Below are 13807 nucleotides of genomic sequence, written 5' to 3'. Positions count from 1 at the left end.
ACTCCATCATGAACATACTTCGCATTATTGAACAACTCTCGGAGGTAGACGCCGACGTACTTGGCCGTTTTGATTCCCGCCGTGCTGTATTCAAAGGCCTTGGCAATACCGCTAAGAAAGGTGCCCTGGCTGCTGCTCCGGTTTTCGTAGCCTCGCTGTTCTCGAAAGCATACGGCCAGACTGCTGCCCCCAGCATTCTTGAAGTCCTTAACTATGCTCTTACCCTGGAGCTGCTGGAAGAGGATTTCTACAAGCAGATGACTGCCGCCGGCAAAGTACCTGCTGGTGCTCCCGCTGGTGCTATTGCCCTCATTTTGAAGCACGAGACGGCCCACGTAAAGCTGCTCTCCGACACTATCAGGTCTTTGAATGGCACCCCTAGAACAGGTATAAAATTCAAAACGTCGGCCTTCCCTGCTGACTACGACACGCAGTTGGTAGTAGCTCAAGCGCTGGAAGACACCGGTGTTCGGGCCTACAAGGGTCAGGCTGGAAATCTGATGAGCAATAGCGCCCTGCTCCAGGTAGCCCTCCAGATTCACTCGGTAGAAGCTCGCCACGCGGCCCACATCCGTACCATGCGCGGCCAGACGCCTTGGATTCCGGCTTCGGCTTCGAGCCTGCCAGCTCCGCTGGGTCCGGTATACACCGGTTCTACTTCTCCCCGTGAGGACAATATCATCCAGTCGGGTGTTAATATCACCACTCAGCTTGGTACGCCTTACACTGCCAACGACGCAGCTGCTTCGTTTGACGAAGTCCTGACGATGGCTGAAGTAACTGATGCTTCGCGTGCTGGAGGTTTGATTGCCTAAGCTTCTCGCTTTCCAATGCATCAATAGTAAAAGAGCCGTTCCCTTGTGGAACGGCTCTTTTTTTGTACCCAATCAATGAGCCGGCGCAACCATTTGGCGGCGGCCGGCATCCGGGTGGTAGGGCATCCCGGTTCTAAGGAGTACCTTTGGTATCCGGGAAACTGCGGCCTGCGTTGGGCCACTTTCCGCCGCGTTTATTTCTGCGTATGTCTGATTCCGTAGTACCTTCTTTTCTGGGGCGCACCCTGCGCCGCCGCTCTTTTCTCCGGGTAGCCGGAGCCACTGCTGCTTCATCGGCGCTGGTGCTGGCCGGTTGTGGCAAAGATGATAACCCAAACCCAACACCCGGCCCCAACGCCGTCGCCACGCTTACCTTAACGGGCGACGACAATGGCCTGCTTAACTTCGCATATTTGCTTGAGCAGATTGAGGCCGCTTTCTATCAGAAGGTAGTAACCGCCTTTCCTGCCGATTTCACCGCCGCCGACAAGGCCGCCTTCATTGATCTGCGCGACCACGAAGTCATTCACCGCGAGTTCTTCAAATCCGTGCTGGCCGCTAATGCCTACGACGCCGCGCTGCCCGTCCCGTTCGAATTCAACTTTACGGCCTACACCCTTACTACCCGGGCCGGGGTGTACGCGGCGGCCCGCACGCTCGAAGACCTTGGCGTAGCGGCCTACAACGGCTTGCTGCGCCGCTTCAGCAACCTGACCTACCTGCGCCTGCTTGCCAAGATAGGCTCCGTGGAAGCCCGGCACGCAGCTTTCGTACGCGACCAGGCCGAGCCCAATTCTTTTGCCGGCCCCGAAGTAATCGTAGCCTCCGGTAGCCTGGCCGGCCTCAGCGTGCTGAAAACGCCGACGGAAGTGGCTGCCCTCATTGCCCCGCTCTTGCCCGTAGTGCTGGTGGCCGATAACCTTATGCTGCTTTAAGCCGCGCTTTCTCCCTGCCCATGGATTTTTTGAACCTGCTGGCCCGGCTGGCCGATCTTGATACTACTGCTTTGCCCGCTGCCGCACCGCGCCGCGCTGCTCTCGGGCGCCTGGGCCAGGCTGGCACTGCCCTACTGCCGGCCCTGCTATTCGCCGGCGCCCTACCCCAGCCCGCCGCCGCTGCCCCCCAGGATACGCGCACCCGCCTCGACGTACTGTTACTGGCCCGCCAGATTTCAGTATTCGAAAACGAATTCTATTCCCAGGCCTTGGGCCTGGTGGCCGGCGTAGCGGCCGTGCCGCTCTCGGCCACCGAAAAAACGGCCGTCCAGACCTTGCAGCAACAGGAAGCCTTGCGCGTGGCGCTGTTTTCGAAGCTGATAACCGATGGCGGTGCCACCCTGCCAACCGCCCCGCGCTACGACTTCACGGGCAGCAAAAACGGTACGAAGGCCGCACTCTACCCCGACCTGCAAACCAGCCCCGATACGTTTCTGCGGGTAGCCCAGTTGCTGGAAGACGCCGGCGGGCGGGCCCTGCTGGGCCAAGCCGAATACGTGCGCAACGACGGTTACCTGTTCGAAGCCGTTGTGCGGGCGCAGTCGGTAGAGGCGCGGCACGCTTCGCACATCCGGACCATGCGGCGGCAGCGCGGGGCAACCGTCAAGAGCTGGGTAAGCCCAGCCGACGCGGCCATCACAACGGCTGGCACAGTTGCAGCCAAAGTATACGAAGGCGAATCGAACACCGTGCAGGTATATACTACAACGGCTACGGCTACCGTTGCGGCCGCCACTGTATCAGTACCCTTCAGTTCTACGCTGCCCATTAATGTGGGCACACCGCCGCTAACTCCGGCGGGTATTCTCGAAAAAGTAGCCGAGGCTTTCGACGAGCCCTTCGACGCCATCGTGTATACGAATCTGGCCGATTTGTTTACCTATTAGTAACGCAGGCCTCACGCTAAGGAAACCAGCGGATCAGATCTTTGCCTCAGAAAGGAGCGTGGGAACACGCTCCTTTTTTCATGCTGGCCAGCTAATAATAGTACTTGCATTAGGCAGTCATTTTTTTGTATCTTTCAAGAGCAGAGCAAAAGGATTCTGCACTTACCAAGCCTTTTTACACCACTTGCGTACAAGTGCCTGTTTACTGCGCTTTACTGCCCTATCTCCGTCCTTTCCTACTTTCCTTCCCACCCATCTTAACCCCTTTAACGCTATGCTGGAATATGCTAAAACCATTTTGCTCAAGGTGAGCTTCGATAAAATTCTCTTTGAGAAAGAACTACGAAAAGCGCTGCGGACCTTGGTGCCCGCCGAGCTTTCGGAACTGAAAGCCTGGTGCTACCAGCAGTTCTCGGTCCTCTACCACCGCTTGCTGAACCGGGTGTTCACCCAGCCCACGGTAGCCTAGTATTTTTCGTCTTTCACTTGCCCCCTTACTCCGCACCGGAGTCGGGCGTCGCTCCGCTACTGCCGGAGCCCGCGCCCGGCTCCGGTGCTCTGTTTTTGTCAGCGGAGCCATTAAGAGGAGCCGTATCTGCGCCCTGAGGTTTGGCCAGCGCTAACGATCCTGTTCTCCCGTTACGAACCGGATATTGCGCTGTAGCCCCGCGTAGCCCGTGCGCTTCACGGCCGACTGCCGGAACAGCTCCGAGAACAGCTCGTGCGTAATCTCCTGCCAGTCACCGCGGCTGAGGTCTTTCAGGCCCGGATGCGGGTTGAACTGGGGTTCCTGGTGGGGCTTGGCGAAGCGGTTCCAGGGGCACACGTCCTGGCAGATGTCGCAGCCGAACACCCAGTTGCCGAACTGCCCGTCCACTTCGCGCGGAATCTGGTCCTTGAGCTCGATGGTGAAGTAGCTGATGCACTTGCTGCCGTCTACCACGTAAGGCTCCGTAATGGCCTGGGTGGGGCAGGCGTCCACGCACTTGGTGCAGGTGCCGCAGTAGTCCTTGATGGGGCCGTCGTAATCGAGGGGCACGTCTACGATGAGCTCGGCAATGAAGTAGAACGAGCCCACGCCGGGCGTAATCAGGTTGGAGTTCTTGCCCACCCAGCCCAGCCCACTCTTTTTGGCCCAGGCCTTGTCCATCACCGGCGCCGAATCGACGAAGCAACGGCCGCCCACCTCCCCGATTTCCGCCTGCATGTCGTGGAGCAGCTCCTTGAGCTTATCCTTGATGACGAAGTGGTAGTCGCGGCCGTAGGCGTACTTGCTGACTTTGAGCGTGTCCTCGGGCTGCTGGGTTTCCTCGGGCGGATAGTAGTTGAGCAGCAGCGAAATCACCGACTTAGCCCCATCCACGAGCAGGCGCGGGTCGAGGCGCTTATCAAAGTGGTTGGCCATGTAGGCCATTTGGCCGTGCATGTTCTGGTTGAGCCAGTTTTCGAGGCGCGGGGCTTCTTCCTCCAGAAACCCGGCCTTCGAAATACCGCAGTACATAAAGCCCAGCTCCGCCGCCCGGCGTTTGATGAAAGCAGTGTATTGGGCAGTGGGCAGCATTACGGAGCGGTGGGGTACAGCAAAAGTAGCGTTAATAATCATTGCTCCTAAATACAAGATTACTTATAACTTCTTTATCAGAAATAGACAAATAGCATACTTTACCGTTCTTATCAATTCCGAATGACTCATTATTCAACCACTTGCATTGCTTGGCAATAGCGTAAGAACTATCCCACCAATACCAATTATTTTTCTCCAAGATAATTCTATCAACCTTCTTCACTCCATTTACCAGTACACGTAAAGAAGCATGAGTTTCTGTTTTTTCGAGCACTATACACGCACTATGTTTTCTATCGCGAGATTTTTTACTAGGGTATTGCTTTTTAAATATAAATTTAGATTTTATGATATATTCATAAGCATCTTCGAAAAGGCTCGCATCCCAACCGTATACAACAGCTAAATCTATCGTAGCTGTATGCAAAAGGTTAAGAATATATTCATTCCTTTGATTTTCTGTTAAACTCAAATACCTATTAGCATCTATATTAATGCCATAGCTGCAAATTGAACCGAAGTAATGCGGCTTTCTAATATATTCATTCTCTGAAAAAGACACGCATATTTTTCCTGTCTTTGGAGGTTTGTATCCGTTTAATTGGTCATGATAGAAATCAGCTATAAAATTCGCTTTTCGTCTAAAATCCCAACTCTTGGGGGCATCCTCTATGATAATCCCCTCATAGTATATAGTTATATCATAGAGTGGAGCTCCCATAACTTCCTGGTTTTATAAAAATTCACTCTACTGCATTTATAGAAAAGCGGCGGAAAGCAAGTTTTACCTTCCGCCGCTTTAGTAAAGGCTTCATCCAACCTAACTGAACAGCTCCCCCGTGGCGGTATTGCCGCGCAGGTGCTGGGGCATGGGCCGGCCCAGGTGCTCGTAGGCGGCCTCGGTGGCTTCGCGGCCGCGGCTGGTACGTTTGAGGTAGCCTTCCTGAATCAGGAAGGGCTCATAGACTTCTTCAATGGTTTCGCCCTCCTCGCCGCAGGCCGTGGCGATAGTGCTGATGCCTACGGGCCCGCCCTTAAACTTATCGATGATGGTGGTCAAGATGCGCTTGTCCATGTCGTCGAGGCCACGGGCGCCACATCGAGGGCGTGGAGGGCGAACTGGGCGATGTCTTGGGTGATAGTGCCGTCGCCTTTGATTTGGGCGAAGTCGCGGGTGCGGCGCAGCAGGTTGTTGGCGATGCGCGGGGTGCCGCGGGAACGACGGGCAATTTCGTAGGCCGCCTCGTCGTCGATGGGCGTGGCCAGAATTTCGGCCGAGCGGCCCACGATGCTGGTCAGCAGCTTGGCATCGTAGTATTCGAGGCGGGAGCTGATGCCGAACCGGGCCCGCAACGGGGCCGTGAGCATGCCCGAGCGGGTGGTGGCCCCGATGAGGGTGAAGGGCGAAAGTGAAATCTGGACCGAGCGGGCATTCGGGCCCGAATCGAGCATGATGTCGATGCGGTAATCCTCCATGGCCGAGTACAGGTACTCCTCTACCACTGGGTTGAGGCGGTGAATCTCGTCGATGAACAGGACGTCGTGGGGCTCCAGGTTGGTGAGCAGGCCAGCTAGGTCGGAAGGCTTGTCGAGCACCGGGCCCGAGGTCATCTTGATGCCCGCTTCCAGCTCGTTGGCGATGATGTGGGAGAGCGTGGTTTTGCCCAGGCCGGGGGGGCCGTGGAGCAGGACGTGGTCGAGGGCGTCGCCGCGGCGCTTGGCGGCGGCCACGAACACCTTAAGGTTTTCCACCACTTTTTCCTGACCGGCGAAATCGTCGAAGGAAAGCGGCCGCAGGGCCTTGTCAATGTCTTTATCGGTGGCGTCGTAGTGGTCGTCGCCACCCGTTAGAAGCGGTTCGCGCATAAGTCTGGCATTAATTCAGCGTGTCGAAAGGTAACACTTTGGCGCGGGGCTTGGTGCCTTTTTTAGCAAAAAATACTTTGCATCTCGCATATAGCTAATCATATTAGCAAATACTTATTCCCAGCGTCTTCCCGAGTGCCCGCCCCCAGAGTTACGCCGCCCTCGTAACTTGCTGCATCCATTGCCTTCCGCTCCGTATGTCTGCTTCCGCTTCCTGGCTTGATGCCCTGCCGCTTGATTTCTACGACCAGCTGGCCCGCAGCCTGAGCCTGCACGGCATGGCGGCGCTGGAGCTGCTGAGCCTACCCGCCATGCCCGCCACCATTCGCCTGCACGAACTCACCGGCCTCGATGCGGCCACGGTACATCGCCTCAACGGCATCGAAAGCCACGAGCAGTTGTTGGTGGCGCTGCGGCAGGAGTCGCTGGCCGTGTACCACCTGCTGCTGCTGGGCCGCCTGACGCTGGAAACGAGCCTGGCCGCGCCGGTGCTGGCCTACGTGCGGCAGTCGATGGGCATCGAAGCCGGGCAACTGCACACGCTGCTGGCTTACTGCCTGGAGCTGAGCGGGGCGTTTCTGGGGCAGCTGGAAGAACAGGTAGCAGCTCCGGCGGGCGCGGTTTCGCTGGGCCTGCACCGGCTGGGCGTGGAAGAGGCATTTGCCGGACTGACCGCCGAGCTGCCTGCCCCGGCGCTGCCCCCGGCCGCCAGCCTGCGCCTCACCGAGCCCCAGCTGCACATGCTACGCCTGGCTTTGCTGCTGGTCCATAGCCTGCCCGCCACCGAGGCCGACCACCCGTTTCTGCGGGCCGTGGCGGCGCTACCCAACCTGCGGGCCGAGGCCCTGGAGCCCCTCATTGCCCACTTGGGCCAGGTGCAGGCCCAGGAGCCGCTGGCCCTCACCATGCCCGAGCTGGTACAGCTTTACCAGGGAATGCAGGTCTGCGGGATGGTGTTCGTATCGGATGTGATGAGCCGGCTGGGGCTAGAAGATGCCTTCCCCACCCTACCCGACGACGAGCGTGCGGCGGCTGGTCCGGCTCCAGCCAGCACCCGCCAAGCCGTGGGCGAAATGGTGACCGGCTTCACGTATTGGGTTCAGCAGACTTTCCCCGATAACCCCGAAATAGCTCGGGCCCGCGCGCAGGTGTTGCAACTAGCCGACGAGTTATAGGAAGTGAAAGTGCATTATTTGAACGGTCATTCTGAGCGCTGCCGTAGTCGAAGAATCTCTACCGCTTCTTTGTGGTAAATATTCTTCGACTACGGCAGCGCTCAGAATGACCGTTCTATACCAGTTCCTTACAACCTGTGCTACTGGGCCAGCAGCACCTCAATTTCCAGGTGCAGCCACTCGTCTTCCCAGGCTTTGTGGGTGAGGCGGGCCGAGAGCGGGTAGCCGGCATCGAGCAGCCGGGCCACGGTTTCGTTGCGGCCCTCAGGCAGGTAGCCCAGCCAGAAGGCCTCACCGGGGCCGCTGGTGAGCACGCGCACGGCCCAGTCGTCGTAGGAGCTGTCGGCTTCGCGGGCAAGGGCCAGCGCTTGGTCGGGCTGCAGTTGGGGCTCGAACTCGCGCAGGCCGGGGCGGTGCGTGGTACCGGCCACGAGGCATTCGAGTAGCACCAGGGACTTGGCGGGGGCAGAATCGGGCATGGGCAGGGAAGCGTAGTGAAGCCCTAAACTACACAGCAAATGGGTTTGCACCGCAACGGCCCGGTCAACTTGCCGGCGCGGGCCGCGTTTGCCCGGGTTCGGCCGGCCTTTTTCGCCCGCCCGCTACCTTTGCCGCCTATGTATAGCAAGACCGAAGCCACCCAGCTCCGCCAGGCGTTCTGGACCACGCTGGGCCAATACATGCAGCCCGTACCCTCAGCCGACGGCGGGCCCGTGAACTGGATCAATTACAAAACCGGCCTTAAGCACGTATACTTCCGCCTGCACGCCGACCACCGCCACGCTACCATCAGCATCGAACTAACCCACCCGGACGAAGGCCTGCGGGAGCTGTTCTTCGAGCAGTTCCGGGAGCTGCGACCGATGCTGGAAGAAGCTACCGGCGAATTATGGACCTGGGAGACAGCCGCCGTCAACGAGAGCGGGCAGCCGCTGGCCCGCATCTACCAGGAGCTGCGCCCCGCTAACCTGATGGCCCGCGACGACTGGCCCCGGCTCATCTCTTTTTTCAAGCCCCGATTGGTGGCGCTGGATGAGTTCTGGAGCACTGGCCAGTACGCATTTGATGCGCTGCGATAGCGGCAGCCACGTTTCCAACGTTGTTCAAGCGCTACCGTACTACCAGCGCAATAATCCCTTTCCAGCACATGGCCCAGCACCTGCTTTTTCAGGATTCCACCATCAGCATTGCCTACGATTACGTGCAGGAGTGGCTTTTCGTCAACTGGTTGGGCGAACAGGATGGGGACACTGTGCGGGCCGGAGCCATGAAGATGCTGGAGTTCGTACGCCAGCAACGGTGTACGAAAGTGCTTAACAGTAACCAAGAGGTAACCAGCATGTGGCAGGACGCCGCCGAATGGGGCGGCCGCGAATGGTTTCCGCTCATGCAGGAAGCCGGCTGCCATTATTTCGCCTGGATTTACTCGCCCAACCTCTACAGCCGCCTGTCCACCGACCTCACCCTCCAGCACAACGTGGCCGGCATCATCGTCTGCACCTTCGATGACGTGGAAACTGCCAGTGCCTGGTTGAAATTGATGTAGCTCCTAGCTGAAGACAGGCAGGAGCATTTAGTAGAGCAGGCATAGTCAGCAGGAAACGGCTAGCGGCTCAATCTATTCCTAAGTCACTGGTGAAGCGGTCCGTTAGCTGAATCTCTGAGACGTTGAGGCCGCATTGGTCGGCGGTGAGGCCGATAACGGCCTGTTGCACCTCGTAGAGGGAGGCGGGGACAGGCAGTAACGTCCGGTAATGCGCCGCCAACAACCAATCGGTGAAATCGGCTAGCGTAGCACGGGCCCAACTGGGCAGAGGGGGTGCCGGATAGCGGGGGCCAAACAGGCTACGAAGCCAGCCGGGCACGCTGAACACGGGCGGCGACGGTACCAGCGGCAGCTTCAGCATCAGACAATCGGCTAATTGCCGCCGAACCGGCTGGCCGCTTTGTAACAAGCCTAGCTCAGCGAGCGGCGTGGCGGCAGTAGCGGCCGGAGCATCGGCTGACAAGCACCGCAACACTTGTTCGAGCAGCCGGGTGTGGGCAGCGGTGCGGTGGGCAGCGGGTGGCAGCCCCCGCAAATGTGTTACCGCAACGGCCAGTTCGCCTACTGTGGCAATGGTTTCAGCCAAGGGGTCGGGGATGGCCACTTGAAAGTAGCTTTCTACCTCGCAAATCAGTTCAACACTGTCTAGTCCCATAGTTTCATTGCTGTACAATCCGGCGCGGCCGCCACCGCCCCTGATGTCGCTCCAGCAGCAGCGCGACATCGTTTTCGTAGTCACCTCCTGCGTCGAGCGTTACGCTGATCAGGGCATATTGCTGATCCAGTGAAAACAGCGGGGCGCTCAGCCAGGAAATAGCTTCCGTCTGATACTTACTGTACAGATGACTCATAGCCCCCGACAAGCCATACGCTGCACCGCGTGTCAAGCGCGTCAGGGTGTCAACTGGAATAATAGTGCAGCCGGGCAGGTACCGCGCCTCCAGCCGGAATCCAGCAGAATGCAGTATCTGTTGGTGCATGACAGCCGTATCAGCCGCCGATAGCACCTTGTCCGCGTACAATTGCCGCATCATATTGACGGACTTCTGACCGTACTAGTAGCGGACTTCCGCATCCTCCATTTTGAGATAGGCACTTATCGGCTGGTGCTCCAGCAGCACCCAGCTGATGCGAAAATCAAGTCCGGCCGGTTTCACGCCCGCTGCATCGGCCCCGGTTCGTGGCGCCCAGCCGCCCAGCTGGGCCACTGACCGAGGTCCATCGAAATCGGCTTGTTCTATCAGTTGCCGGATTAGCTCCTGGGCAACACTATCCGGCACAAAGGGGCGCGGGTACCCCCACTGGTGCGGATACTTCAGGCTGACAGGAAACTTGTATTGAACGAGCAGGAATACGGCGCCGAATAGCCCGAGCAGTATTGTGCTGGCCAGCGTGGTGCGAATGTTTAGTGGCATAGCGAACAAAGCAAAAACGGCCGCTCTGTCTCCAGAACGACCGTTTAAACTTACTCAATTGCGCGCTTACTTGAACGCCTGAATACCCGTAATATCGGCCCCTGTAATCAACAGATGAATGTCGTGGGTGCCTTCGTAGGTGATGACCGATTCGAGGTTCATCATGTGGCGCATGATGGGGTATTCGCCCGTGATGCCCATGCCGCCGTGAATCTGGCGGGCTTCGCGGGCCACGTGCAGGGCCATTTCCACGGAGTTGCGCTTGGCCATTGAAATCTGGGCGCTGGTGGCTTTGCCTTCGTTCTTGAGCACGCCCAAACGCCACACTAGCAGCTGGGCCTTCGTGATTTCAGTAATCATTTCGGCCAGCTTCTTCTGCTGGAGCTGGAAGCCGGCAATGGGCTTGCCGAACTGCTCGCGCTCCAGGCTGTACTTCAGCGCCGACTCGTAGCAGTCAATCGCCACGCCGATGGCGCCCCAGGCAATGCCGAAGCGGGCCGAATCGAGGCAGCTGAGGGGGCCTTTGAGGCCGTCGATGCCGGGCAACAGGTTTTCCTTGGGCACTTTCACGTTGTCGAACACCAGTTCGCCGGTGATACTGGCACGCAGGCTCCATTTGTTGTGGATTTCGGGGGTCGTAAAACCTTCCATACCGCGCTCCACGATGAGGCCCTTGATGCGGCCGCTTTCATCCTTGGCCCACACCACGGCCACCTGGCACTCGGGCGAGTTGGAAATCCAGAGCTTGGCCCCATTGAGCAAGTAATAATCGCCCATGTCCTTGATGTTCGTGGTCATGCCGCCGGGGTTCGAGCCGTGGTCGGGCTCGGTGAGGCCGAAGCAGCCGAGCCACTCGCCGCTCGCCAGCTTGGGCAGAAACTTCTTGCGCTGCTCCTCCGAGCCGTAGGCGTAAATTGGGAACATTACCAAGGAGCCCTGCACCGAGGCCGTGGAGCGCATGCCGGAGTCGCCGCGCTCAATTTCCTGCATAATCAGGCCGTAGCTGATGTAGTCGAGGCCACCGCCACCGTACTCGGTGGGTACGGTGGGGCCAAACGCGCCGACCTCGCCGAACTTGCGCACGATTTCGCTCGGGAAGTGCGCCTGCTGGGCCCACTTCTCGATGTAGGGGCTGATTTCCTTCTTCACGAAGTCGCGGATGCTCTGGCGAATGAGCTTGTGCTCCTCCGTCAACAGGCCGTCGAGGTCGAAGTAATCGGTGAAACCGGCGGCGTTGGTGGAGCCGCGCTGGGCGGAGTGGGCTTTGGCCTGGGGCGAAAGAACGTCAGCTTCGGAAGACATAAAAAGTAGTTGGGTGGTGGGAATAAGCAGGCAATGGTACGAAACCAGATTCGAGGGCCGCCGGCGTTACCGGGCCGGTTAGAGGCGGCAGGTTAAGCTTTGGTGTTGGAGCAGACGAAACGGGCAGCCTGCTCAAAGATAGAAGTTTCTGTATGTGCAACAGCCGGCCGCGCCCGATGGTTCGGCCCGGACCTGGGTTGGCCGGCGGGCCGGACCGGCCTGCACAGCTAGGGCCAAAAACCTGTATCTTGCCCACCGGGACAGTCGGATTTCAACTTTTTCCGTACCTATCCTCTCTCCACTTTTACCGCGTTCGGCCTACCCCTTATTATGAGTGAGCACAAGAAACTGACCGAGTTGGAAGCCACGGCCATTTGTGGCAACGATATTTCCTCCTCCTGCCTCTATGTATCGGCCCTGGCCATTGCCTATGCCGGCCAGTACGCCTTCGTGGCATTGCTAATTGTGGCGGCAGTGTTGTATTTATTCCGCGCCATTTATGGCGAGGTAGTGGGCGCGCTGCCCCTCAACGGCGGCGCCTACAACGTGCTACTCAACACCACCAGCAAGCGCAACGCCGCCCTGGCCGCCTGCCTGACCATCCTTTCTTACATGGCTACGGCGGTTATTTCGGCCTCCGAGGCCATGCACTATTTGCACACGCTCTGGCACGGGCTACCCATCATTGGGGCTACGCTGGGGCTGCTAGGAATCTTCCTGGCCCTCACCATTCTCGGCATCTCAGAGTCGGCGAAAGTGGCGGTGGCCATTTTTGTGGTTCACCTGACCTCGCTCACGGTGCTGGTGGGCACGGTTATCTGGTTTCTGTTCACCCACGACATGAGCACGTTATCGCTCAACTTCTCGGCCCCGGTACCGGGTGGCAGCATCACGGCGGCGCTATTTTTCGGCTTTAGCGCGGCCATGCTGGGTATTTCGGGCTTCGAGAGCTCGGCCAACTTCGTGGAAGAACAGGGTGATGGCGTATTCGCCAAAACGCTGCGCAATATGTGGATCGTGGTGAGCTTTTTCAACCCGGTTATTGCTTTCCTGGCCATTGCCGTACTGCCCCTGGCCACGGTGGGCGCCAACACCGAAACGCTACTTTCCTACCTGGGCACTACCACTGGCGGTAGCTGGTTGGGTACGCTCATCTCCATTGATGCTGTGGCCGTACTCAGCGGCGCCGTGCTCACGAGCTTCGTGGGCGTAAGCGGCCTGATGAAGCGCATGACCCTCGACCGCATCTTGCCCCAGTTTTTCCTCAAGGAAAACGGCCGCGGCAGCAACTACGTGATTCTCATCACGTTTTTCCTGCTCTGCATGTCGGTGCTGTTTATTACCAACGGTGAGCTCGGCCCGCTGTCGGGCGTGTATACCATCTCGTTTTTGTCGGTCATGGCGTTTTTTGCCATCGGCAACTTCCTGCTCAAGAGCAAGCGACCCAACCTACCCCGGCCCGTGTACGCCGGCATTCTGGTCGTCACGGTAGCCCTCATCAGCATTCTGGTGGCGCTCTACGGCAACATCACGCTCCACCCCGATTACCTCATCGTGTTTTTGCAGTACTTCCTACCCTCGATGGCCGTGGTCTATATTATGCTCAACCGGGCCTCCATTCTGGAGCTTATTCTGGCTGCTGTCACTTCATTTGCTCACAAATACCCAGGCGTTTCGCGCTTCAGCCGTTTGCAGGTGCAAAAGGCTACCCGCGAACTGCACCAGCAGGAGTTCGTGTTCTTCACGAAGGGCGACAATGTGGCCAACCTCAACAAGGTGATGGCTTACGTGGTGGAAAACGAGTTCACCAACCGCCTGAAAATTGTAACGTTGCTGCGCGAAGGCGAAACCTACTCCCAGGACTTGGTCAATGATATCGGTGTACTCGACCGGGCCTACGAGGAAATCCGCATCGACTTCGTGGCTATGCAAGGCCACTTCGGCCCCGAGCTTATCGACCGCCTCTCGCACGAGTGGAAGGTACCCAAAAACTTCATGTTCATCGGTTCACCCGGTGACCGGTTCCCCTACCAGATTTCTGAGCTCGGCGGGGTGCGCTTGATCATTTGATCACGGATTAGCCCGGATTTTAACGGATTTTGCAGTCAATTAAAAACCCCAAAAGCCACCTCAACCGAGGTGGCTGCGTGCAGTTTTTGCGTCGTTGGGCAAAGGTACGACAGGAGAACAACTTTGCCAACCTAGGTTGACGCAATCTGTTTCTGGCGACGCCACGATGCTG

Annotated in this window: 15 protein-coding genes and 1 pseudogene; 8 read left to right on the top strand and 8 right to left on the bottom strand. The window is 58.2% G+C overall.

Annotated features, from left to right (window positions below):
- Positions 1–8 precede the first annotated feature (8 nt).
- From CDA63_RS12840 to CDA63_RS12825, 4 genes are all read left to right on the top strand, one after another.
- Entirely contained in the window at positions 9–815 is an 807-nt protein-coding gene (locus CDA63_RS12840) for a ferritin-like domain-containing protein (RefSeq protein WP_088464862.1), read from the top strand.
- Between the two features lie 206 nt (positions 816–1021).
- Positions 1022–1750: a ferritin-like domain-containing protein gene (locus CDA63_RS12835; protein ID WP_088464861.1), complete on the top strand. Its 729-nt coding sequence runs from the start codon at positions 1022–1024 to the stop codon at positions 1748–1750.
- Positions 1751–1770: 20 nt separating this feature from the next.
- On the top strand, positions 1771–2697 hold the full coding sequence (locus tag CDA63_RS12830; RefSeq protein ID WP_088464860.1) for a ferritin-like domain-containing protein: 927 nt from the start codon (positions 1771–1773) through the stop codon (positions 2695–2697).
- A 274-nt stretch (positions 2698–2971) separates the two neighbouring features.
- Complete coding sequence (locus CDA63_RS12825) at positions 2972–3166, top strand: hypothetical protein (protein WP_088464859.1); 195 nt, start codon at positions 2972–2974, stop codon at positions 3164–3166.
- A gap of 150 nt (positions 3167–3316) precedes the next feature.
- Here the strand turns inward: CDA63_RS12825 and queG are convergent, their stop codons facing one another.
- From queG to ruvB, 3 genes and pseudogenes are all read right to left on the bottom strand, one after another.
- Entirely contained in the window at positions 3317–4258 is a 942-nt protein-coding gene (queG, locus tag CDA63_RS12820) for a tRNA epoxyqueuosine(34) reductase QueG (RefSeq protein WP_088464916.1), read from the bottom strand.
- Between the two features lie 31 nt (positions 4259–4289).
- A complete protein-coding gene (locus tag CDA63_RS20500) occupies positions 4290–4982 on the bottom strand; it encodes a hypothetical protein (protein WP_126546856.1) in 693 nt (230 codons plus the stop codon).
- Between the two features lie 99 nt (positions 4983–5081).
- Positions 5082–6127: pseudogene (gene ruvB, locus CDA63_RS12815) on the bottom strand (Holliday junction branch migration DNA helicase RuvB).
- 197 nt (positions 6128–6324) lie between these two features.
- On the opposite strand from ruvB, the gene CDA63_RS12810 reads away from it, so the two are divergent.
- Positions 6325–7302, top strand: coding sequence for a hypothetical protein (locus CDA63_RS12810; protein ID WP_088464858.1), 978 nt, complete (start codon positions 6325–6327; stop codon positions 7300–7302).
- 140 nt (positions 7303–7442) lie between these two features.
- Here the strand turns inward: CDA63_RS12810 and CDA63_RS12805 are convergent, their stop codons facing one another.
- Entirely contained in the window at positions 7443–7781 is a 339-nt protein-coding gene (locus tag CDA63_RS12805) for an HIRAN domain-containing protein (protein ID WP_088464857.1), read from the bottom strand.
- 138 nt (positions 7782–7919) lie between these two features.
- Here CDA63_RS12805 and CDA63_RS12800 point away from each other — a divergent pair, with 138 nt between their 5' ends.
- Both CDA63_RS12800 and CDA63_RS12795 read left to right on the top strand, forming a co-directional pair.
- Complete coding sequence (locus CDA63_RS12800) at positions 7920–8381, top strand: DUF4268 domain-containing protein (RefSeq protein WP_088464915.1); 462 nt, start codon at positions 7920–7922, stop codon at positions 8379–8381.
- A 68-nt stretch (positions 8382–8449) separates the two neighbouring features.
- Positions 8450–8848 carry a hypothetical protein gene (locus CDA63_RS12795; protein ID WP_126546855.1) on the top strand — a complete coding sequence of 133 codons (399 nt, stop codon included), beginning with the start codon at positions 8450–8452 and terminating at the stop codon, positions 8846–8848.
- 67 nt (positions 8849–8915) lie between these two features.
- Here CDA63_RS12795 and CDA63_RS21885 read toward each other — a convergent pair whose 3' ends face one another.
- The 4 genes from CDA63_RS21885 to CDA63_RS12775 form a co-directional block, all read right to left on the bottom strand.
- Positions 8916–9452 (bottom strand): hypothetical protein, encoded by a 537-nt coding sequence (locus CDA63_RS21885; protein ID WP_126546854.1) that lies wholly within the window; start codon positions 9450–9452, stop codon positions 8916–8918.
- A gap of 55 nt (positions 9453–9507) precedes the next feature.
- Positions 9508–9699 carry a hypothetical protein gene (locus CDA63_RS20495; protein WP_126546853.1) on the bottom strand — a complete coding sequence of 64 codons (192 nt, stop codon included), beginning with the start codon at positions 9697–9699 and terminating at the stop codon, positions 9508–9510.
- Between the two features lie 204 nt (positions 9700–9903).
- The gene (locus CDA63_RS12780) at positions 9904–10263 is read right to left on the bottom strand and encodes a hypothetical protein (protein WP_088464853.1); all 360 of its coding nucleotides are present in this window, start codon (positions 10261–10263) and stop codon (positions 9904–9906) included.
- A gap of 66 nt (positions 10264–10329) precedes the next feature.
- Positions 10330–11565: an acyl-CoA dehydrogenase family protein gene (locus CDA63_RS12775; RefSeq protein ID WP_242434661.1), complete on the bottom strand. Its 1236-nt coding sequence runs from the start codon at positions 11563–11565 to the stop codon at positions 10330–10332.
- A 330-nt stretch (positions 11566–11895) separates the two neighbouring features.
- On the opposite strand from CDA63_RS12775, the gene CDA63_RS12770 reads away from it, so the two are divergent.
- Positions 11896–13635, top strand: coding sequence for an APC family permease (locus CDA63_RS12770; protein WP_165768290.1), 1740 nt, complete (start codon positions 11896–11898; stop codon positions 13633–13635).
- Positions 13636–13807: the final 172 nt, after the last annotated feature.

This window comes from Hymenobacter amundsenii (assembly GCF_002204745.1).
GTDB lineage: Bacteria > Bacteroidota > Bacteroidia > Cytophagales > Hymenobacteraceae > Hymenobacter > Hymenobacter amundsenii.
Note: the sequence above shows the minus strand (reverse complement) of the source record. Positions and strands in the feature narration are given on the sequence as shown.